General features: G+C 36.5%; 20 protein-coding genes. 15 read left to right on the forward strand and 5 right to left on the reverse strand.

All coding sequences use genetic code 11. The features are described 5' to 3' along the window. Positions 1–120 precede the first annotated feature (120 nt). Positions 121–2,031 (forward strand): S8 family serine peptidase, encoded by a 1,911-nt coding sequence (locus H560_RS21555; RefSeq protein ID WP_051289325.1) that lies wholly within the window; start codon positions 121–123, stop codon positions 2,029–2,031. 55 nt (positions 2,032–2,086) lie between these two features. Here the strand turns inward: H560_RS21555 and H560_RS23375 are convergent, their stop codons facing one another. From H560_RS23375 to rimP, 5 genes are all read right to left on the reverse strand, one after another. Next, on the reverse strand, positions 2,087–2,809 hold the full coding sequence (locus H560_RS23375; RefSeq protein WP_262486280.1) for an IS3 family transposase: 723 nt from the start codon (positions 2,807–2,809) through the stop codon (positions 2,087–2,089). A gap of 233 nt (positions 2,810–3,042) precedes the next feature. Further along, on the reverse strand, positions 3,043–3,375 hold the full coding sequence (locus H560_RS23380) for a hypothetical protein (RefSeq protein WP_228372470.1): 333 nt from the start codon (positions 3,373–3,375) through the stop codon (positions 3,043–3,045). A gap of 108 nt (positions 3,376–3,483) precedes the next feature. Then, entirely contained in the window at positions 3,484–6,492 is a 3,009-nt protein-coding gene (infB, locus tag H560_RS0112660) for a translation initiation factor IF-2 (protein WP_027380386.1), read from the reverse strand. 77 nt (positions 6,493–6,569) lie between these two features. After that, entirely contained in the window at positions 6,570–7,805 is a 1,236-nt protein-coding gene (gene nusA, locus H560_RS0112665) for a transcription termination factor NusA (protein ID WP_027380387.1), read from the reverse strand. Between the two features lie 15 nt (positions 7,806–7,820). After that, positions 7,821–8,288 (reverse strand): ribosome assembly cofactor RimP, encoded by a 468-nt coding sequence (gene rimP / locus H560_RS0112670; protein WP_027380388.1) that lies wholly within the window; start codon positions 8,286–8,288, stop codon positions 7,821–7,823. 219 nt (positions 8,289–8,507) lie between these two features. On the opposite strand from rimP, the gene H560_RS0112675 reads away from it, so the two are divergent. The 14 genes from H560_RS0112675 (at position 8,508) to H560_RS0112740 (ending at position 22,827) form a co-directional block, all read left to right on the forward strand. Next, entirely contained in the window at positions 8,508–9,818 is a 1,311-nt protein-coding gene (locus H560_RS0112675; protein ID WP_027380389.1) for a UDP-glucose dehydrogenase family protein, read from the forward strand. A 68-nt stretch (positions 9,819–9,886) separates the two neighbouring features. Continuing rightward, the gene (gene rfbB / locus H560_RS0112680) at positions 9,887–10,966 is read left to right on the forward strand and encodes a dTDP-glucose 4,6-dehydratase (RefSeq protein WP_027380390.1); all 1,080 of its coding nucleotides are present in this window, start codon (positions 9,887–9,889) and stop codon (positions 10,964–10,966) included. An 18-nt stretch (positions 10,967–10,984) separates the two neighbouring features. Beyond that, entirely contained in the window at positions 10,985–11,848 is an 864-nt protein-coding gene (gene rfbA / locus H560_RS0112685) for a glucose-1-phosphate thymidylyltransferase RfbA (protein ID WP_027380391.1), read from the forward strand. Between the two features lie 178 nt (positions 11,849–12,026). Further along, on the forward strand, positions 12,027–12,875 hold the full coding sequence (locus H560_RS0112690) for an ABC transporter permease (protein WP_027380392.1): 849 nt from the start codon (positions 12,027–12,029) through the stop codon (positions 12,873–12,875). A gap of 38 nt (positions 12,876–12,913) precedes the next feature. Beyond that, entirely contained in the window at positions 12,914–14,173 is a 1,260-nt protein-coding gene (locus H560_RS0112695) for an ABC transporter ATP-binding protein (protein WP_027380393.1), read from the forward strand. Then, complete coding sequence (locus H560_RS0112700; RefSeq protein WP_027380394.1) at positions 14,170–14,571, forward strand: sugar 3,4-ketoisomerase; 402 nt, start codon at positions 14,170–14,172, stop codon at positions 14,569–14,571. Before H560_RS0112695 ends, H560_RS0112700 begins: the two co-directional genes overlap by 4 nt. Continuing rightward, positions 14,561–15,427 (forward strand): GNAT family N-acetyltransferase, encoded by an 867-nt coding sequence (locus tag H560_RS23700; protein WP_081413974.1) that lies wholly within the window; start codon positions 14,561–14,563, stop codon positions 15,425–15,427. Before H560_RS0112700 ends, H560_RS23700 begins: the two co-directional genes overlap by 11 nt. 1 nt (position 15,428) lies before the next feature. After that, a complete protein-coding gene (locus H560_RS0112710) occupies positions 15,429–16,361 on the forward strand; it encodes a GNAT family N-acetyltransferase (RefSeq protein ID WP_034752835.1) in 933 nt (310 codons plus the stop codon). Between the two features lie 10 nt (positions 16,362–16,371). Further along, positions 16,372–17,472 (forward strand): DegT/DnrJ/EryC1/StrS family aminotransferase, encoded by a 1,101-nt coding sequence (locus H560_RS0112715; protein WP_027380396.1) that lies wholly within the window; start codon positions 16,372–16,374, stop codon positions 17,470–17,472. 3 nt (positions 17,473–17,475) lie between these two features. After that, entirely contained in the window at positions 17,476–18,975 is a 1,500-nt protein-coding gene (locus H560_RS0112720; protein ID WP_027380397.1) for a glycosyltransferase family protein, read from the forward strand. Positions 18,976–18,993: 18 nt separating this feature from the next. Beyond that, positions 18,994–20,160 carry a glycosyltransferase WbsX family protein gene (locus H560_RS0112725; RefSeq protein ID WP_027380398.1) on the forward strand — a complete coding sequence of 389 codons (1,167 nt, stop codon included), beginning with the start codon at positions 18,994–18,996 and terminating at the stop codon, positions 20,158–20,160. A gap of 76 nt (positions 20,161–20,236) precedes the next feature. Further along, positions 20,237–21,148 (forward strand): glycosyltransferase family 2 protein, encoded by a 912-nt coding sequence (locus tag H560_RS21575; RefSeq protein ID WP_051289326.1) that lies wholly within the window; start codon positions 20,237–20,239, stop codon positions 21,146–21,148. 48 nt (positions 21,149–21,196) lie between these two features. After that, entirely contained in the window at positions 21,197–22,162 is a 966-nt protein-coding gene (locus H560_RS0112735; protein ID WP_027380399.1) for a capsular polysaccharide synthesis protein, read from the forward strand. Then, complete coding sequence (locus tag H560_RS0112740; protein ID WP_027380400.1) at positions 22,159–22,827, forward strand: Rossmann-fold NAD(P)-binding domain-containing protein; 669 nt, start codon at positions 22,159–22,161, stop codon at positions 22,825–22,827. The genes H560_RS0112735 and H560_RS0112740 overlap by 4 nt, the downstream gene beginning before the upstream one ends. Positions 22,828–22,830 lie beyond the last annotated feature (3 nt).

Raw genomic sequence — 22,830 nt, forward strand, 5'->3', positions numbered from 1 at the left:
TTAATATTATAGGTGCAAATATGTTAATAAATATTAAATCCTCCAAATAAATTACGTTATATTTTTAATAAGCTATTAAAATCATTATATTTCTATATATTTGTTGATAAAATTTTAAATATGAAGAGACAAATACTTTTTATAAATACTTTTCTAGTAGTATCTTTTTTCAATGCTCAAACTTTTGAAGAGCGCAAAAAAATCTCACTTCAGTCTAATCAACTTGAAAATCAAAAATTAGCTTCAATTTTGAAAAAAGAAGATTTTGAACGAAAATTTAGGTTAAAAACATATTTTAGTTCTTTTGAGAAAATTATTAAAAGAACCAAAATTGGAGAATTTGGAATTCAGGAAATAATTGATGTATTACCTAATGGAGAAAAAATATATGCCAGAACCTATAATTTAGGAGCAGCAACTACAGCACGGGCAACTCAATTATACAATGGAGGATCTTTAGGTATAAATATACAAGGACAAAACATGACAGCTTGTGTCTGGGATGGAGGCAATGTTAGAGATACTCATCAGGAATTTGTAGTAAATGGTTTTAGTAAAATTACAAATATGGATGCAGTAACCTTCGCAGATCACTCCACACACGTTGCAGGTACAATTGCCGCACAAGGCATCAACAGCTTAGTTAGAGGCTTGGCTTTTAATTCTTCTATAAGATCTTATAATTGGACTGATGATTTAAGTGAAATGCTAACAGAGGCATCATCAGGTACATTAGTATCCAACCACTCATATGGTATTGGTTCACTTAGTAGCCTGTGGTTTTACGGAGCCTATGATAGCAGAGCAAGACAAATTGATAATATTTGTTATAATAATCCTTATTATCTCCCGGTTGTTTCCGCAGGAAATGATCGTAACGAAGTGACTCCACCTGGATCAACTCAGTTAGGAACAAAAGGAGGATATGATATGATTTTTGGGCACGGGAATGCAAAAAATGCTATTACAGTTGCTGCAGTAAACCAAGTTGCAAATTATGTCAATCCATCTAGTGTTATTATGTCTTCATTTAGTAGTTGGGGACCATCAGATGACGGAAGAATTAAACCTGATATTTCTATGAAAGGAGTAAGTGTAAGATCTACTTTATCAACATCAGATACTGCTGTCGGCATTATGTCAGGAACATCAATGGCATCACCAGGAGTAACTGGTGTTGTATTACTTTTGCAACAGTATTATAATCAACTTTATAGTAATTATATGAAATCTGCCACAGTGAAAGGTTTAATATTGCATACTGCCGATGAAGCAGGCATCTATCCTGGTCCAGATTACGAATTTGGCTGGGGGCTTATTAATGCTGAAAAAGCCGCCGTTACTATCCGTGATAAAAACTCTACTACATCTACCAAAAGTATAATAGAAGAATTAACTTTAAATAATAATTCTACTTATACCAAAACAATTACAGCAAATGGTACAAATCCTTTAAAAATATCGATATCTTGGACTGACCCGCAATCACAGACAATAAATACAGGAACTGTAGACCCCACAACTAAGTATCTAATTAATGATTTAGATATTAAGGTAACAAATAATGACGCTACATATTATCCTTGGAAAATGCAAGGAATGTCGAATCCCGGAGATCCTGCTACTAATAATTCAACCAATAATGCCGATAATTACGAAAGGGTAGATATTAACAATCCTTCAGGAACTTATACTATAACTGTAACACATAAAGGAACTCTCTCTGGAGGAAGTCAAAATTTCAGTTTAATTGCAACTTCAGAAAATCTTTCAGTTTTGTCTACTAATAATTTGGCTCTAAATGAAAATACTGTAGATTTTTATCCTAATCCTGCAAAAGACTATCTTTATATTAAAGAAAAAGAAAATAATCTATATATAAGTATTTATGATGTGTCTGGTAAATTAGTTTTAAAAACAAAGCTTAACGATGGAAAATTAAATATCAGTAACCTTTTAAAAGGCAATTATATTGTTAACTATGTTTCTAAATCGGGAGTTAGTAAGACTTTTAAATTTATTAAAAATTAAAAATAATGACTAGCCCTGAAAATCCGATACAGATTATAGGTTAAAAATAAGATAATTAAACCAAAGCAAAGACGTTTTTGCTTTGGTTTTTTGTTTTGTAGGTTTTCATTTTCAATTCGCATTGGCTGTGCATCTGGTTTGGCGTTAGATAATGATTGGAAAAATGTGGACGTAATTCATTATAAACTTTAATGGATTGCTCTACGATCTTTCTTCTTAGGTTGTTTTCAATATTATATTTATCAATATCAAATTCCTGTTTCAGAATACCATTTATTCTTTCTGCAACAGCATTTTCGTACGGATCTGAGTTTTGTGTCATACTGCATTTTAAGTGATGTCTTTTTAAAATTTTTTGGTAGTCATTCGAGCAATATTGTAAACCTCTGTCAGAGTGGTGAATTAGTGACTCCATAGACGATTTGCTGCTCTTTAACGCCTTCTTTAATGCCATCAGACTACTTTCTGTATTGAGGTTATCTGCTAGATAATGTCCAACAATTTTCTTGGAATAAGCATCGGTAATTAAGCTTAAATAACTCGGATTCTTCCTGTTTCCGATGTATGCAACCCAGACTTGATTGGGTCTTGTAACTTCATAATCCAGCACCAGATTTTTGTGTTTTTTAAAACGGTGGTGAGAGTTGGTAGTAATATGATAGCCTCTCTTCGGAACAATTAATAAATGATTAGCTCTTAGAATATCAAAGAAAGCGTCTCTCCCTATTTTTAGGAACGCCAAATCGACTTTCAATAGAAAATATAGTTTCCTCCTAATTTCGGCATTTTCAAACGCAGGCTTTCTACCAGATCTACGACTTGTGAAGCCTTATCCTTACGGATTTTGGTTCTTTTTATACTCCTGTAATAAACTTGTCTGTTCCACCCGAACAATCCACAGCTGAAGATTAAAGTTTTTTTTTCTTCGCTGCGAAAGTTGTCGATTGTTCGGGTGGTAAGTTTTTTCTGATGTCAATATCATATTCTTTCTCTGCCAGATTGATCATCATATCAAAAAATAACCGCCTTTTTATCTGCTACATAAGCTTGTTTTTCTAAAAAGGCTTTTTGTTTCTTTAGCAGATTTACTTCGGCTTCAAGTTCCAAGATTCGTTGTTCAGGTGTTTTTGCCATATTACTCGGTGTTTGTTTTTCCCAATCAAAGGTACCATATTTTCTGAGCCAACTCACAACGGTAGAACGAGATTGTATCACATATTTCCTCAGACATTCGCTCATGCCTAATTTACCAGCTTCGATTTCTTTTACAATTTGTAGTTTCAGACTCAAACTGTAATCTTTCTGCGTGCGCTTTACATAAAGCACTTCTAAAGGGTCTTTCATAACAATTTGTTTTTTTTTGTATCGCTATTTCAGGACTAGACATAAACTTAAATAAAAAAGCCAGGAATATATATTCCTGGCTTTTTTATTTAATACATTATTATATTATTATTTCAATTTCTTCTTCACAGCAACCTCTTCATAAACTTCAAGAATATCGCCAACTTCAATGTCGTTGTATCCTTTTAGGTTTAATCCGCATTCGTAGCCTTTGGTTACTTCTTTCACGTCATCTTTGAAACGTTTTAAGCTTTCCAGTTCGCCATCGAATTTCACGATGCCGTCACGAAGAACTCTTACTTTGGATTGTCTTGTCACTTTTCCTGAAAGAACCATACATCCTGCAATTGTTCCCACCTTTGAAATCTTAAAGACTTCTCTGATCTCAACATTACCGATAACCTGTTCTTTAATTTCAGGGGAAAGCATACCTTCCATCGCTTCTTTTACTTCTTCAATAGCAGCGTAGATAACTGAGTAATTTCTGATCTCAATCTCTTCTCTGTCTGCAAGATCTTTTGCATTGGCACCAGCTCTTACGTTGAATCCAATGATAATTGCATCAGAAGCAGCAGCTAAGTTGACGTCAGATTCAGTAATCTGACCAACACCTTTATGAAGGATATTAACATTGATCTCAGCAGTAGATAATCTTTGTAACTGATCAGATAATGCTTCAACAGAACCGTCCACGTCACCTTTAAGGATAATGTTCAATTCTTTGAAATCACCTAAAGCAATTCTTCTACCCAATTCTTCAAGCGTTGTATGCTTTTTAGTTCTGATAGAAAGCTCTCTCTGAAGCTGCTCTCTCTTATTGGCAATAGTTTTAGCCTCACTTTCGTCAGCATATACTTTAAACTTATCACCCGCAGTAGGAGCTCCGTCAAGACCTAAAATCGTTACCGGAATTGATGGACCGGCTTCCTTAAGGTTTCGCCCTCTCTCATCAAGCATTGCTTTTACTTTACCGTGGTTTTTACCTGCCAATACATAATCACCAACCACTAAAGTTCCTGATTGTACAAGCATTGTAGCCACATATCCTCTTCCTTTATCCAATGAAGCTTCAATAACAACACCTTGTGCGTTTCTGTCCGGATTAGCTTTTAACTCAAGCATTTCGGCCTGTAGTAAAACTTTCTCCAGTAAAACATCTACATTGTTTCCGAATTTAGCCGAAATCTCCTGTGCCTGAACATTTCCTCCCCATTCTTCCACAAGAATATTCATTCCGGAAAGCTGTTGACGGATGTTGTCAGGATTCGCGTTTGGCTTATCCACTTTATTGATTGCAATAATCATCGGTACACCTGCAGCCTGTGCGTGCGAGATTGCTTCTTTAGTCTGAGGCATTACATCATCATCGGCAGCAATTACGATAATTGCAATATCCGTGATCTGAGCACCTCTTGCTCTCATCGCTGTAAAGGCTTCGTGACCCGGTGTATCAAGGAATGTAATTCTCTGCCCGTTTTCCAGCTTCACATTGTAAGCACCGATATGCTGCGTAATACCTCCGGATTCACCGGCAATTACGTTAGTTTTTCTGATGTAATCCAGCAATGAAGTTTTACCGTGGTCTACGTGCCCCATCACCGTTACGATCGGAGCTCTTGATACCAGGTCTTCTTCATTGTCAACTTCATCTTCCGCATCACTTTCTTCAAGATCCGCATCGGAAAATTCAATTTTATATCCAAATTCGTCAGCTACCAATAATAAGGTATCCGCTTCCAGCCTTTGGTTCATGGTAACCATTACCCCTAATGAGAAACAAGCAGAAATTACTTCTGTAGGGGAAACATTCATTAAGCTCGCCAATTCACCTACTGTGATGAATTCCGTTACTTTTAATGTTCTGTCTGCCGCATCAATTTCCTGCTGGCGTTCGTCCTGTTCTCTACGGAAGTTTCTTTTATCTTTTCTGTGTTTAGCAGATTTAGATTTACCTCCTTTATTGGTTAATTTTTCAAGGGTTTCCTTGATCTGGTTTTTAACTTGTTCGTCTGTAAGCTCTACAGGCATTGTTCTTTGGCCAGGTCGGTTGTTTCCAAAACGGTTTCCGCCTTGTCCGCCCTGACCCTGAGGACGATTTCCACCTTGTCCCGGTGGACGGTTCCCCTGGTTGTTGTTTCCAAAACGGTTTCCGCCTTGTCCGCCCTGACCCTGAGGACGATTTCCCTGTCCGCCTTGTCCCTGGGTTCTGTTTCCACCTTGTCCTTGAGGACGGTTTCCTTGGCCACCCTGGGTATTGTTATTATTTCCGCCCTGCTGATTATTGTTTCCACCCTGTTGGTTATTACCTCCCGGCTTTTCAATTCTCTTTCTTTTTTTCTTCGCTCCGGCTCCTTGCTTAGGCGCAAACTGTGTTAAATCAATTTTTTCCCCGACGATTTTAGGACCGTCAAGTTTTTGATAAACAGTTTCAATTTTTTGAGGTTCTTGAGGTTCTTCTTCTGTTTTTACTGGCTCAGTAGTTTTTACCTCAACAGGTTTTGCCGGTGTTTCAACAACTGGCTTAGGTGCTTCTTTCACAGGCTCTACTGGTTTTTCTACAGGTTTTTCCTCTGCTTTTTTCTCCTCCATTTTTGGTTTGTCTTTTTTTACAGGTCTGTTTCTAGATTCTATTTGAGACAAATCAATTTTATCCAGAACTTTAAATTCCTGCTTTTCAGGTGCTGCTTTTACTTCGGGAGCCGGAGCAGCCTCCACCTCTTTCTTCTCCTCTGCTACAGGTTCTGCTTTAGGAGCAGGTTCTGGAGCTGGAGTAGGAACAGAAACTTCCTCAGCCTCAGGCTGTTTAGACTCAAGGTCTATTTTACCTAAAATTTTAGTTTCTGGTTTATTAGCTTTAGCTCTTATTACTTCAGGGGTTTTCTTTTCTTCAATTTCCAGCTTTTCTTCCGGAACTTTTGTGATCACCACCTCATGGGAAGCTTTACGTTGTTCGCCGTCTTTAGCAAACTCAGCCTCCAATGCAGAATATGCCGCTTCTTCCAATTGAGCGTTAGGATTGCTTTCAACCTCGAAACCCTTTGATTGTAAAAACTCTACTAATCTGGACATCGAAATGTTGAATTCCTTAACCGCTTTATTTAATCTAATTTTTGGCATCTATATTATTTACTATTTTTTTTAATTCTTAAAATTAAAGTATTTCTTTTTACTGTTATTAAAATTTATTTAAAATCTTAATCTTCAAATTCTTCTCTAAGAATACGCTTCACTTCTTCAATAGTTTCCTCTTCCAAATCTACCATATTCAGTAAGCTTTCAGTTTCTTTATCCAAAACCGATTTCGCAGTAGTAAGACCTACTTTCTTAAATTCATCCAAAATCCACTGCTCGATGTCATCATTGAATTCTTTCAATTCTACGTCATCATCTTCGCTGGATTCTCTGTGCACATCAATTTCATAACCTGTAAGCCAAGAAGCAAGTCTAATATTCTGACCTTGTTTTCCGATTACCTTAGAAATTTCCTCAACAGGTGTGTATACCAATGCATAGCTGCTGTTTTCGTTAATATCAATCTTATTAACAGTAACGTTTCCTAAAGCTCTCTTCACCAAAATCTCAGGGTTTTTCGACCACTGGATCACATCGATGTTTTCATTTCTCAACTCTCTTACCACACCGTGAATTCTTGATCCTTTCACACCCACACAGGCTCCTACAGGATCTATTCTGTCGTCGTAAGCATCTACTGCAATTTTTGCCTTTTCACCAGGAATTCTCACTACTTTTTTCAGCATGATGGTTCCGTCCTGGATTTCAGGAATTTCCAGCTCTAATAATTTCTCTAAGAATTTAGGTGCAGTTCTGGAAATGATAATCTGCGGTTTTGAACCTTTGAAATCTACTGTTTCCACAATAGCTCTGATATTCTCACCCTTTTTAAAGAAATCTGATGGAATCTGATTTTCTTTAGGCAAAATGAATTCGTTTCCTTCATCATCCAGCAGGATCACGTGCTTGTGACGGATATGGTGGATTTCTCCCACTACAATCTCCCCGATTCTGTCTTTGAACTGCTCATACAACATGGCATTGTTGTGTTCCTGCAATTTCGTAGCCAAAATCTGCTTCAAAGTAAGGATATTTCTTCTTCCCAACTGTGCAACAGGAATTTCCATTGTAAAATCTTCACCTACTTCAAAAGTAGGGTCGATTTTTTTAGCTTCAGAAATTTCTATTTCCAAATCATCATCTTCAGACATTTCGTCTTCAACGATGGTTTTATTCAAAAATATCTGAAAATCTCCTTTATCCGGGTTCACAATTACATCAAAATGATCATCTGAATCATATCTTTTTCTCAAAAGTGTCTTCAGTGAATCCTCAATAATTGCCATAAGATCAATCTTACTGATCCCTTTTTCGTCTTTAAAATCACCAAAGGATTCAATCAACGCTATATTGTCCATCTATTCTTTTTTCTTTTAAAATTTAATTGTTACTAATGCTTTCTTAATCTCAGAGTACGGAATTTCTTTTTCCTCCTCCACATCTACTTTTCCTTTACCGATATCTTTCGGTTTGCGATAACGCAGGATAAGCGTGATTTTTTCTTCATCTACTTTTGCCAGCTCACCTTCAATTTTCGAAGAATCATTAAGTAAAACCTCAATTTCTCTTCCTATATTCTTGGCAAATTGTCTCGGAGTTGCCAGAGGCTCGCTCAGACCTGCAGACATTACCTGTAAGCTGAAATCATGCTCCTCACGATCCATATTGAATTCTATTGCACGGCTTGCATCAAGGCAGTCCTGCAAAGAAACTCCGTTATCACCATCTAAAATCACCGTGATGTCATCCCCCGCAGAAAATTTTAAATCGATAAGAAATAAATCTTTTCTGGTTTCAAGGAATTCATTTAATAATTCTTCAATTCTTTTTCTAAACTCCATAAAGTTATTTAAAATCTTGATTTACTGTACGAAAAAAGGCTTTCTTCCGAAGGCCTTCGCATGTTTACCGTAAATCCATTGCAAATATACGAATTTTTATTAAAAAAGCAAAACATCTTATTATCAAGCAAATATGTTAATTTTCATTTACATTAAATTAAAGATCACGGTGATGGTATTTTTACTATTTTTGTCATTGAATTTTTAAAAACATACATTTTGAATATTACTATTGTAGGAACAGGTTATGTAGGGCTGGTTACAGGAACCACCCTGGCAGAGCTTGGCAATTCAGTATACTGTGTAGATATTGATGAAAAAAAAGTAGAAGGCATGAAAAACGGCGTAGTTCCCATCTATGAGCCGAACCTTGAAGAGATGTTCTTAAGAAACATTCAGGCAGAAAGGTTATTTTTCACGACCGATTTAAAGGAAGCATTAGACAAAAGCGAGGTTATTTATCTGGCCCTGCCCACTCCACCGGGAGGAGACGGATCCGCGGATCTTTCTTATGTATTAAAGGTGGCGAATGATATCGGAGAAATGATGACGGAATATAAAGTTGTCGTTAATAAAAGTACAGTTCCCGTAGGCACAGCAGATAAAGTAAGAGAAGTAATCGCATCTAAAACCCACATTCCCTTTGACGTAGTTTCCAACCCGGAATTCTTAAGAGAAGGTTTTGCGGTTGAAGATTCTATGAATCCGGCAAGAGTGGTTGTAGGAGCCAGCTCCGAAAAGGCTCAGGATATTATGGCTAAAATTTATCAGCCGTTTACCAACACCGGAATTCCTATTATTTTCATGGATGAAAAATCTTCTGAACTTACGAAATATGCTGCCAATTCATTCTTAGCCGTAAAAATTACGTTTATGAATGAAATAGCCAACTATTGTGAAAAAGTAGGCGCGGACGTTGATAAGGTAAGATTGGGGATGGGTAGTGACGACAGAATCGGGCACAGATTCTTATTCCCGGGAATTGGCTACGGTGGAAGCTGTTTTCCTAAAGATGTGAAGGCATTGATAAAATCAGGAAAGCAGGAAGATTTTAATTTCCAGATTTTAGAAGCCACAGAAAACGTGAACGTTGCCCAAAAAGTAATCCTTGTCTCAGCAATTGAAAATTATTTCGGAGGAAATATTGAAGGGAAAACCATCGCAATGTGGGGACTGGCTTTCAAAGCCAATACAGATGATATCCGCGAGGCCTCATCATTGGACAATATTGATCTTTTATTAAAAAAAGGTGCAAAAATAGTGGCATACGACGCAATTGCGGAAAATAATGTCAAAAAAATACTAGGGGATAAAATCCAATATGCAAAAAATATGTATGAAGCATTGGAAAATGCAGATGCATTATTCATTGCAACAGAATGGCCTGAATTTAAAAACCCTAACTTTGAATTAATGGCGAAAAAAATGAAAAATAAAGCAATTTTCGATGGAAGAAATATGTTCCCGCTGGAAATTGCCGAGCAAAACGGTTTCTTCTATAAAAGTATCGGCCGTAAAACTATTAAATAAGAATTAAGTTAAAAATTCAAAAGCCAAAAGCAATTAGCAAAGGGCTAAAGGCTAAAAGCATATCAAATATGAAAAATATAATTATTACAGGAGGAGCAGGTTTCATTGGTTCCCACGTTGTAAGGGAATTTGTAAAAAATAATCCGGATACAACCATCATTAACCTTGATGCTCTCACCTATGCAGGAAACCTTGAAAACTTAAAGGACATTGAGAATGAACCCAATTATGTTTTCGAAAAAGCAGACATTACAAAACCTGAAGAATTAAGAAAAATCTTCGAAAAATATAATCCGGATGCCGTTGTTCACCTGGCAGCGGAAAGTCATGTAGACAGGAGTATTACTGACCCGATGGCGTTTATCAACACCAATGTAAACGGTACAGCCAATCTTCTGAATCTTTGCAAAGAATTCTGGACCCTAAACCCGGACCACACCCACGGAAGATTTCCTGATGAAAAAAGAACCAATCTTTTCTACCACGTCTCTACAGACGAAGTTTACGGAAGCTTGGGCGAAACAGGATTCTTTTTAGAAACTACTGCTTATGATCCGCAGTCTCCGTATTCAGCATCAAAAGCAGCTTCCGACCACCTGGTAAGAGCTTATGGAAATACGTATGGAATGCCGTTCATCATATCTAACTGTTCCAACAATTACGGACCGAATCATTTCCCTGAAAAGCTGATTCCTCTTTGTATTTCCAATATCATTAATGAAAAGCCATTGCCTATTTATGGTGACGGAAAGTACACAAGAGACTGGTTATTTGTAATCGATCATGCTAAAGGAATCCACCAGATTTTCAATGAAGCAAAAACCGGTGAAACCTACAATATCGGAGGGTTCAACGAATGGCAGAATATTGATCTGGTAAAAGAATTAATCAAGCAGATGGACGCGAAATTAGGAAAACCTGAAGGCTATTCTGAAAAGCTGATAACTTTTGTAAAAGACAGACCGGGTCACGATAAGCGTTACGCTATCGATGCAACAAAACTGAATAAAGACCTTGGCTGGAAACCATCTGTAACATTCGAAGAAGGTTTAGGCAAAACCATCGACTGGTATCTTGAAAATAAAGAGTGGCTGGAAAACGTAACTTCCGGTAACTATCAGGATTATTATAATAAACAATATAACTAAAAACACAAATACAAAAAAATGAAAGGAATAATATTAGCCGGAGGTTCCGGTACCAGACTTTACCCTCTTACCATCGCTGTTAGCAAGCAGCTGATGCCTGTTTATGATAAACCGATGATCTATTATCCGTTATCAACACTATTGTTGGCAGGGATTAAAGACATTTTAATTATTACAACGCCACACGACCAAGAAGGTTTTGTTAAACTGTTAGGAGACGGTTCCCAAATCGGATGTAATATTGAATATGTAGTTCAGCCAAGTCCGGACGGCCTTGCGCAGGCATTTATTTTGGGAGACACATTCATTGGGAATGACGCTGCCGCCTTGGTTTTGGGCGATAATATCTTCTATGGTTCCGAAATGGGAACTTTACTAAAGGATAAAACAAATCCAGAGGGAGGTGTAGTTTTCGCTTATCACGTTTCAGATCCTGAAAGATATGGCGTGGTGGAATTTGATAATGATTTCAAAGCGGTTTCCATTGAAGAAAAACCTTTAAAGCCAAAATCAAATTATGCAGTTCCAGGACTTTATTTCTATGACAACGAGGTCGTGGAAATTGCAAAAAATATTAAGCCTTCCGCAAGAGGTGAGCTTGAAATCACAGACGTGAACAATGTTTACCTTCAAAAAGGAAAACTTGAGGTAGGGGTTCTGGACCGTGGTACAGCATGGCTGGACACAGGAACTTTTGATTCCCTTAATGATGCTTCAGAATTTGTAAGAGTAATTGAAAAGAGACAAGGCTTTAAAATTGGCTGTATCGAAGAAATTGCCTTCAGGAACAAATTCATCAATGAAGAAAAGCTCCTTGAAACGGCTACCAAATATGGAAAAAGCGGATACGGAGAATACCTGAAACAGCTGGTAAACAAATAATCAATTTCTGATAAATAATTTTCGGAACTATTAGCCTTAAGGTTAATAGTTTTTGCGTATAACGTCAAATATTAATATCTTAGTTTTTATTTTCAGGTTTTATGTGAATAATAATTCATAATGCAGAAAATGCCGGATAAATTAAATATTATAAATTTGCACTAAAATTTTCACACAGATGAATGAACCACAACAGAAGTGGACTGAAACAATTGAAGCCAATCATTCTTTATTTGATTTAAAGCTAAAGGAAGTCTGGAGGTATAAAGACCTTGTTTACATGTTTGTGAAAAGGGATTTTATATCCAGTTTTAAGCAGACAATTTTGGGGCCGATATGGTTTTTTATTAATCCCATTCTTACAACTATTGTTTATCTTTTAATTTTTGGAAGAATAGCTAATTTACCTACGGACGGGGCTCCGCCATTACTTTTTTATCTTTCGGGGGTTACCCTTTGGAATTATTTTTCATCCTGTCTTTTGGGAACCTCATCCACTTTTGTAGGTAACGCCAATATTTTTGGTAAGGTATATTTCCCCAGGCTTGTAACGCCGCTATCCATTGTAATATCTAATCTGATGCGTTTTGGCGTACAGTTTATATTATTTGTTATTGCATGGGCTTATTATTTTTCCAAAGGTGAAATACATCCTAATTTATGGATTCTTGCAACCCCTTTTTTAGTGGTTTTAATGGCGCTTTTTGCTCTTGGGATGGGTATGATATTTTCGGCGTTAACTACAAAATATAAAGATTTAAGTATGCTGCTGGGATTCGGGGTAAGCTTATATATGTACGCCACACCAGTGATATATCCTACTTCTGCTTTACCTGCATTTCTTAAGAAACTGGCTTTTTATAACCCGTTGACAGGTATTTTCGAATGCTTCAAATATGCATGGCTTGGCGTAGGAGACTTCTCTCCTATGATGCTGATTATCAGTACAGCAATTATTCTAATATTGTTGGTAACCGGAACAGTTATTTTCAATAAAGTAGAAAAAACATTCATGGACACTGTTTAAAAAAAATTTATTAATTCCCTTAAAATTAAATCAAAAAAATGCTGGCTCTAAAAGCAGAAAACATATCAAAACAATATCGCCTCGGACAAGTGGGAACAGGTACTTTATCCCATGACCTGAACAGGTTCTGGCATAAAGTAAGAGGAAAGGAAGACCCGTATCTTAAGATCGGCGAAGCCAATGACAGAACTACAAAAGGCTCTTCCGAGTACGTATGGTCACTGCGTGATATCAATTTTGAAATCGAGCAGGGTGATGCTATCGGAATTATCGGAAGAAACGGAGCAGGAAAATCTACCCTGCTAAAGCTTTTAAGTAAAGTAACAAAACCTACCACTGGTAAAATATATACAAAAGGAAGAATAGCTTCACTCTTAGAAGTAGGAACTGGCTTCCATCCTGAAATGACCGGCCGTGAAAATGTTTTTCTAAACGGGGCCATTCTTGGAATGACACGAAAAGAAATTTCAAGAAAATTCGATGAAATTGTTGCATTTTCAGGTGTTGAAAGATATATTGACACCCCTGTGAAAAGATATTCTTCAGGGATGTATGTTCGTCTTGCGTTTGCTGTGGCTGCTCACCTGGAATCTGAAATTCTTATCGTGGATGAGGTTCTGGCGGTAGGTGATGCCGATTTCCAAAAGAAATGCCTGGGAAAAATGAATGATGTTACTAAAGGACAGGGCAGAACCATCCTTTTTGTAAGCCATAATATGACTGCCGTAAAAGAACTTTGTAACAAAGGTATTCTTCTTACCCAGGGTAATCTACAATACGAAGGCGATATGCTGAGTACTATCATTGAATACCAGAAAACCAGTGCGAAAGCGAGCTCATATTATTATAACGGCAATATAAATGAAGCCATAGGAAACGAAAACATCAGGATTAAAGAATTTTCTGTAAAGCCTGTCACCGGGCAGCTGATAGATATTGACTCCGGAATTCGTGTAAAACTGGTATTTGAAAACTATTGTCCGGATATTACTCTTGATTCCACTTTTGAGCTGCGTACTTACGAAGAACTGGTAATTTTCCATGTAGGAAAAGCCTTATCACAAAATAACGATTCAAAAGTAGGAGAATATACTGTTGAGTTTGATATTCCGCCAGGACTTCTTAATGCAGGAAATTACTATTTTAAGCTATACTTCGGAAAAGATCAGACTGTATTGCTGTACGGAATTGATAACTTTATCGGTTTCGAGGTTGAAAACGTGAAAGTTGGAAACAAAATGCATGTATATCCGGGTGTTACAAGACCTCATTTTGATTATAACGTCATTAAGCCATGATTCCAAAAATAATAGAGCTTCCAAAAATATATGATAAAAGAGGGAATCTTTCCTTTTTTCAGCATCCTTCCAACCTGCCTTTTGAGATTGAAAGAACCTATTGGGTATATGATGTTCCCGGAGGAGAGAAAAGAGGAAGCCATGCCTTCAAGGAGCAGCAGGAATTTATTATTGCTCTTTCAGGAAGTTTCGACGTTATTATTAATGACGGCAAAGAAGAAAAATCTTTTTCTCTGAACAGATCATACTATGGACTGTATATTCCTAAAATGTATTGGAGAAGATTAGAAAATTTTTCAACCAATTCACTGGCGCTTATCGTATCAGACAAGCCTTACTGTGAAGATGACTATATAAGAGATTTTGATGAATTTAAAGCTCTGGTAAATGGGAAATAATATATCTGTTTTTGACTGTAGCGTGATTGATTTGGGTAAAATCAGTTTTGACGAAGGAAATCTCACGGTTGTTGAGAATAATTCTTCATTTCCATTTAATGTAAAAAGAGTTTTTTACCTTTATGATATTGCCGGCGGCGAAAGCAGAGGAGCACATTCTCACAAAGAATGCCATCAGTTTCTGATTGCCGCCAGCGGAAGTTTTGAGGTATCTTTGGATGACGGAAAATTTAAAAGACAGGTTTTTCTTAATCGTCCGGATATAGGCCTCCACATACCTCCCGGAATCTGGGCGTCAGAAATTAATTTTTCTTCAGGCGCAATCTGTCTTGTATTGGCATCACATACTTACAACGAGGAAGATTACGTAAGAAATTATGATGATTTTTTAAAGCTTAACGAGCTTACATTAGTAAATTACACTAAAGAAATTCTGGAGAAATCATGGAAGTGGCTTAACGACCCTGAAATAAAGCATCTTACCAGCACACCGGATTTTTCAAAAGAAGACCAGCAAAATTGGTTTGCAGGATTAGAAAATAACAAGAATTATTGGGTGCGGGGCATTCAGTATGATAATAAAATTATTGGAGTTACAGGTTTAAAAAAAATAGACCGCTCTAATAAAACAGCGGAATATTTTGGCTACATTGGAGAGAAAGAATATTGGGGAAAAGGATTGAGCAAAGACCTTTTTTCAATCATTTTTAAAACGGCAAAGCAGGATTTTGAATTGGAAAGCCTTTATCTGAATGTAATCCCTGATAATATCAGAGCTGTAAAATCCTATGAAAAAGCAGGATTTATAATTACCGACCGTACAGATTCTAATATAAAAATGTCATTAAACTTATAGCATGAGTGTTGAGATAAAAAAATACACACAGGAATATTTTAATGAATGGAATCAATTTATAAACGAAAGCAAAAACGGACTTTTCTTTTTTGACAGAAACTTTATGGAATACCATTCCGACCGTTTTACAGACCATTCGCTTTTGATTTTTAATAATAACAAAATTCTCGCCCTATTTCCGGCCAGTGAATCCGGAAAAGAAATCATTTCACATGGCGGGCTTACCTTCGGCTCCTTACTGCTTTCACATTATGTAAAAGCTGCTGAAGTTGTAGAAATATTTAATCGCATAAAACAGTATTATAAAGAGCTTACTTTTAGTGAGATAATTTATAAAGCTATTCCTCATATTTTTCACAAATATCCGTCTGAAGAAGATCTGTATGCGCTTTTCCGCCATGAAGCATTGCTTTTCAGAAGAGATATTTCTTCTGTGATTGACCTTGCCAAACCCATCCGTTTTTCTGAAACAAAAAGACAGCTGGTAAGAAAATGTGAGGAAAAAAATATTACCGTAATAGAAAATGAAAATTTCGGAGAATATTGGGGCCTGCTTTCATCTGTACTTCAGAAATTTGATGCAAAACCGGTGCACACCGCAGAAGAAATTAAACTGCTTAAAGATAAATTTCCTGAAAATATAAGACTGTTTGAAGCAAAAATTGAAAGCAACCTCTTGGCAGGAATCGTACTTTTTGATTTTGGAAATGTAGTCCACACTCAGTATATGGCCGCATCACAAGAGGGCAGAAAGCTCGGGGCTTTGGATTTCATCAATCATACCCTTCTGCAAAAATTCAGTGACAGAAAGTATTACAGCTTTGGAATTTCAACAGAAAAACAAGGTCGCTTTTTAAATGAAGGCCTGATTCAGCAGAAAGAAAATATGGGTGCAAGAGGAATTGCATTAGATTTTTACTCAATTAAACTTTAAATTAAACCAAATGATTAAATTTCTTGACTTACAAAAGATCAATCTACAATATCAAAATGAAATTGAAGCCAAGCTTTTAGAAGTTTTCCGTTCCGGCTGGTACCTTATGGGAAGCCAGCTTTCAACCTTCGAAAAAAATCTTTCAGACTATATCGGAGCAGAACATTCTATAGGTGTTGCCAACGGACTGGATGCTCTAAGGCTTATTCTGAGAGCATACATGGAATTAGGATTTATGAAGGCAGGAGACGAAATTATTGTACCCTCCAACACCTATATTGCCTCCATTTTAGCAATTTCAGATAACGGGCTAGTTCCCGTTTTAGTAGAACCGGAGCTTACTACTTACAATATTGATATTTCGAAAATTGAAGAAAAAATAACACCAAAAACTAAAGGGATTCTTATTGTACACCTTCAGGGAAGAGTCGTTTTCTCTGATGAGCTTACAGAAGTTGCAAAAAAGTATAACCTGAAAATTATTGAAGATAATGCACAGGCCATAGGAGCAGAATGGAGAGGAAAAAAATCCGGCAATCTTGGTGATGCAGCTGGTTTTAGCTTTTACCCCGGTAAAAATCTTGGTGCTTTAGGTGATGCAGGTGCTGTTACTACAAATGACGATGAGCTGGCAAAAACCATAAGAGCTTTAGCCAATTACGGCTCCAATCAGAAATATGTAAATATTTATAAAGGCTTAAATTCAAGGCTTGATGAAATTCAGGCGGCAGTTCTTGACGTAAAGCTTAAATACATTGATAATGAAAATACAATTCGCAGGCAAATTGCAAAACGTTTTATCGATGAAATAAAAAATAATAATATCATTCTTCCTGAATTTCCTGAAGATGAAAAAGAGCATGTATGGCATGTTTTTGTGATCCGCTCAGAAAAAAGAGACGAACTGCAGGCTTATCTTACGGAAAATGGCATCCAGACTCTTATTCATTACCCGATCCCGCCACACAAGCAGGAAGCTTATTCGGAATGGAATAATCTTTCTTTCCCGATTAGTGAAAAGATCCATAATGAAGTATTGAGTTTGCCGATTTCACCTGTAATGAGCGAGGAAGAGATTGGTAGAATTATTGAAATTGCAAATAAATTTTAGAAAATGTCCAGGCTGGAGGAAAATAAAAAGTATTTTCTTAAAACACTGAAAATCGCTGAGCTTCTTTACCAGGAAAAGAAGTACAACGATTGTCTGCTGTATATAGAAAGACTCTCCTATTCCGCCTGGTACAACTTTCCCGGATATTATACTTCTAATCTTATAGAATCTATTATCAGGAATATCGCCTCAGAAACATTACAATTCAAAAAACAAAAGACAGCCGAGCTCCAAAAGGACAAAACATTGCACTTTTTCTCTGAAATAAGCCGTGTCGGAGGACATTCCAAACTTATTTTCAGCTGGATAGAAAATGATAAAAACAGCAGTCATTACTTGCTTAGTTCCTGGCAAAACGAAGAGCTGGTTTCCGAAATTGCAGAATCTTATAACTATAAGATAAACAACAATTTATTTACTTTCGAGAAAGATATTACAATTCCTGAAAAAGCTCAGAAAATCATTGAGGTATTAGAAAATAACGACTTTAGCCGTATTGTTTTACATATTCATCCGCATGATGTCATTCCGTCAATGGTATTTTCTTCAAAAATGCTGGAATATCCGGTATTTTTCCTGAATCATGCAGAGCATACTTATTGGCTGGGTGCACCTATCATTGATTTTTTATTACAAATCAGGGAAACCAATCTTATAAAGGATTCAAAAAACAGGAATATCCCGGTTGAAGATCAGTTTTTCCTGCCCATACCTGTAGATGAATCATTCAAACTGAAAAAAACAGAAAGAACAACCTTCAATATCCTTTCAATAGGAAGAGAATCCAAATATGAGCCGAACGAAATATATAATTTTTATGAAGCGGCTCTCAAAATTGTAGAAAAATTTGAAAATGTAATTTTTACAATAGTCGGGATTGCTGAAACCAATGAAAACCGGAAAAAATACCAGCATAAAAGGCTGATCCTGATACCTCCTACAAGAGAAATCGACAAGTATATTGAAGATTCGGATCTCTATCTGGAGGGCTTTCCCGTACCATCATTCACTTCCCTGCTGGAACCTGCAATGGCAGGAATGCCGTTCGTTCTTCATTATGATCCCGCAAGCGTGTATAAGGTATTCGATGATAAAAAAGAAGAAGGTATTTTTTATCCCGAAGATCTGGCAGCGTGGCATCAGGAAGTTGAAAAAATAATAACAGACGAGACATATAGAAAACAACTCACCAGTCTTCAGCAAGAGTATCTAAGGAAATATTTCTCTGCAGAAGCATGGTCGTCACAATTAGAAAGAATAAAATCCATTACAAAAAACAAAAAACATTCTGTCCGTACAATACCTTCCGAAGAAAAATATCTGGATGGCAGGGATGAAGAATTGGTATCCGTGATACAGCCTATATCAATGAATCATTACAGCTATACAGGAAAACTTGGATTTTTATCAAGATTGAAGGTTATCTTTTTATCTTTCGGAAATCCTTCATGGGTAAAAGTGTTATCCAAAAAAAGAACGCTTAAATATTTAATCGGCAGATAATTATAAATGAGACCAAATATGAAATTACGCCCAATAGCCATACACCTCCCCCAATTTCACCCGTTCCCGGAAAATGACGAATGGTGGGGAAAAGGATTTACCGAATGGACGAATGTAACCAAAGCCAAGCCTTTATATGAAGGGCATGATCAGCCGCAGCTGCCTACAGATCTTGGGTTCTATGATCTTCGCCTTGCAGACTGCAGGCTGGAACAGGAAAAACTGGCCAGAGAGTACGGCTTTTTTGGTTTCTGCTATTATCATTACTGGTTTAATGGGAAATTATTAATGGAAAGGCCTCTTGAAGAAAAACTGAAAAATCCGGCTGAAGATTTTCCATTTATGCTTTGCTGGGCCAATGAAAACTGGACCAGAGTATGGGATGGTGGAGAAAATAATATTCTGATGGCTCAGGATTATGAAAACCTGCCGGATCATATTGCCCATATTAATTATCTCATCCCCTTTTTTAAAGACGAAAGATACATAAAAATAGATGGAAAGGCTGTTTTTGCTGTTTACAGAACAACAAAAATACCTGATTTTGACAAAGTTGCCCAAATGTGGAAAGATGAAGCCAGAAAACATGGTGTGGAATTATACATCACCAGAATTGAAAGCTTTGGAGAGAGGGGTAATGAATTTATTACTGAAAATATTGACGCCAGTATAGAATTTCAGCCGCATTCCGGGCTAAAGGTCTGGGGTGATGTAAAAAAAGAAAAAGCTCTGGAAGTAAGGCAAAATTTTAAATCTTTACGTGACGAAATAAGCCTTCAGACCATAAAGCAAAGCTATGACCACTGGACAAAGAAGCTGAAAATAAAAAATGAACCTCAACCGGAGCAACCGGACGGAAGTATTGTAGAATATTCAGATTTTGTGGAGGCGGATATAGAATTTCACAAAAAGGAAAAACCGGATCACAAATTCTACAGATGTGTATGCCCGGGATTTGACAACAGCCCCCGAAAAGCAAAGAATTATTTTATCCTTAAAGATTCTACTCCGGAAAAATTTAAATACTGGCTGGAAGAAAAGGTGAAAACTTTTGAGCCGTTCAGCGAAGACGAAAATCTGTTTTTCATTAATGCCTGGAACGAATGGGCAGAAGGAAACTTTCTGGAGCCCAGCAGAACCTGGGGAAGGAGCTATCTTGAGGTGATAAAAGATGTTTTTAAATGACCTGTAAATTATAGATTTAATAACTTTGACAATAAGATTCATTTCAAATCTTTATTAACTAATAATAAGCACATAGATGAACCCATTGGTTTCCATAATAATACCCAATTATAACCATGCCCGCTTTTTAAAACAAAGGCTGGAAAGTGTTTTTGGACAGACCTATCAAAACTTTGAAGTAATTCTTCTGGATGACACTTCTACGGATGATAGCAGATCTGTATTGGAACTATATGCTTCACATCCTAAGACCTCCCATGTAGTATTTAACGAAAAAAATTCGGGAAGTCCGTTTGCTCAGTGGGAAAAAGGACTGGGATTAGCAAAAGGGGATTATATATGGATTGCCGAAAGTGACGACTTTTGTGAACCCGATTTTCTGGAGAAGCTGGTTCCGCTTTTCTTTAAAGAGGAAAATGTAGTGTTGGTTTACTGCCGTTCCAATAATGTAGATGAAAACGGAAAATTTTTTGATACTTTTTACCCCGACAATTTTGATAATCAAAAATGGAAAAGCACTTATTTCAATAATGGAAATGACGAGCTGAAAAATTTCGTAAGATATACCAATACAGTCCCTAATGCCAGCGCATGCCTTTTCAGAAAGCAGAATTTTGATTTCTCTGAAATGAAAAAAATGTTTTTTGCCGGAGATTGGCTTTTCTGGGCCAAAGTATTATCTACAGGAAATGTCTATTTCTGCAGTGAAGTGCTTAATCATTTCAGATTTCACGACAAAACTACCAGGAGCAATAAATCCACAAACAGGTATAAGGAATATCTGCTTGTGCTGTCTTTTATCTATAAAACTCTTGGAGAAAAACTTTCTTATGAAAGAAAACATTTCTGGATTTATTATGAGATGCAAAGACAATCTGTATCTTTACTGTTTCTGTTCCGGCATGTAAGACCATTCTTCTATGCCTATTCATATTTTAGATATAAATTATTAAAACATCAGATCAGGACAAAACTATTATCTAAATAATAACAAAAACATTACTATAAAAAATATAAATTATACAAACTAAAAAGTATGCTTCCGCCGGTTAAATATAGAGAAATACTTTGGGGAGATGGCCCGGAAAGCACCGATTCCATTCCCAAAATAATCTGGTCATTCTGGGATTATCCCACAGAATCTCCATTGGTAAACGCATGCTTTAGAAATGTAAAAAAATACCTGCCGGACTTTGAAGTTCATATTTTAAACAGGGAAAATGTGAAGAAATTTTTACCTGAGGCAGAAATACAGATCCGTGAGGATATTTCTTTTGTAAACTTCACGGACCTCGTAAGATTAAATGTGCTGGATGTATACGGTGGCTTCTGGCTGGATGCAAGCATTATGCTGACAGAAAATTTCGACTGGATTTACAACATAAAATCAAAATACAATACAGACCTCATCGGTTTCTATTCTGACTTGGTAACTAATAATTTTGAATATCCCGTGTTGGAAACCTGGTTTATAGCTTCCCCTAAAAACGGCAAAATGATTCATGACTGGCATATGGAATTCAGAAGATGTTATTATTCTCCTGATCCCCATAATTTCTATCCTGAAATAAAAAACAATCCCGCTATGAGACAGAATATTACTGAAGACTGGCTGCTGGATTATCTCATTGCCTACCAGGCAGCGATGACCGTCATGAGAAGATCAAAAAATTACCGGATAATGATGATTTCGGCAAATGATATGGCTCACTTTTATAACTTTAATCTAAAAATTAAAGGAAAAGATTTAAGCCGATTATTTCTTCAGGATAAAGCTCCCGGGCATTATCCGAAACTTATAAAATTTGAAAAGAATGGCAGAAATATCATGGATGCAGATATTGCATACGGAAAATATAAGAAAAAGTCTTTCTTATTTTCTATATCAAATGAGCCCAATTATTATTTCAATAAGATAAAAAGGCGTAAAAACTATGCATTTTTCATTATAAGGCACCAGATTAATTTACTGTTCCAAAAAATAAACACATCAAAACAATGATTATCGGAAATGGGCTTATTGCCAATTCATTAAAAAATATTGATTCTGAAGACAACCTATTTTTTGCTTCAGGAGTTTCCAATTCCCTCGAAACAAGAAGTTCGGAGTTCGAAAGAGAGTTTTCCCTTTTGAAAAGCAGCTTGGAAGGCAATCAGGACAGCCGGCTGATCTACTTTTCTACACTGAGCATCAATGACCAGTCGAAGCAGGACAGCTTCTACGTGCTTCACAAACTCGCCATAGAAGATTATATTAAAAATAACTGCAAAAATTACCTGATCCTAAGAATAGGAAATATCGTTGGACAGGGAGGAAACCCTAATACCCTATTTAATTTCCTTAAAAACCAGATTGCAAACGGCAGCAAATTTAAAGTACATACCAAAGCCAGAAGATTATTGCTGGATATTGACGATATATCAAAATTTATAGCTAAGAACTGCAATGGCATAAACAGCGGAATAATTAATTTTGCATATCCATATTATTATGATTTAAAGGAAATTATCTCTGCTATTCAGGATCAAATGCAGAAAGATGCAGATTTTGAAGAAACAGAGGAGGGAGATTTTTACAAAGTAAACTTTGATGACGGAACCAGCCGTTTTTTCTCCTCAGTAAAGCCTGACGAATACCTGAAAATTTTAGCAAAAAAATATATTTAGCAC

The sequence above is a fragment of the Chryseobacterium daeguense DSM 19388 genome, assembly GCF_000430825.1.
GTDB classification, from domain to species: domain Bacteria; phylum Bacteroidota; class Bacteroidia; order Flavobacteriales; family Weeksellaceae; genus Chryseobacterium; species Chryseobacterium daeguense.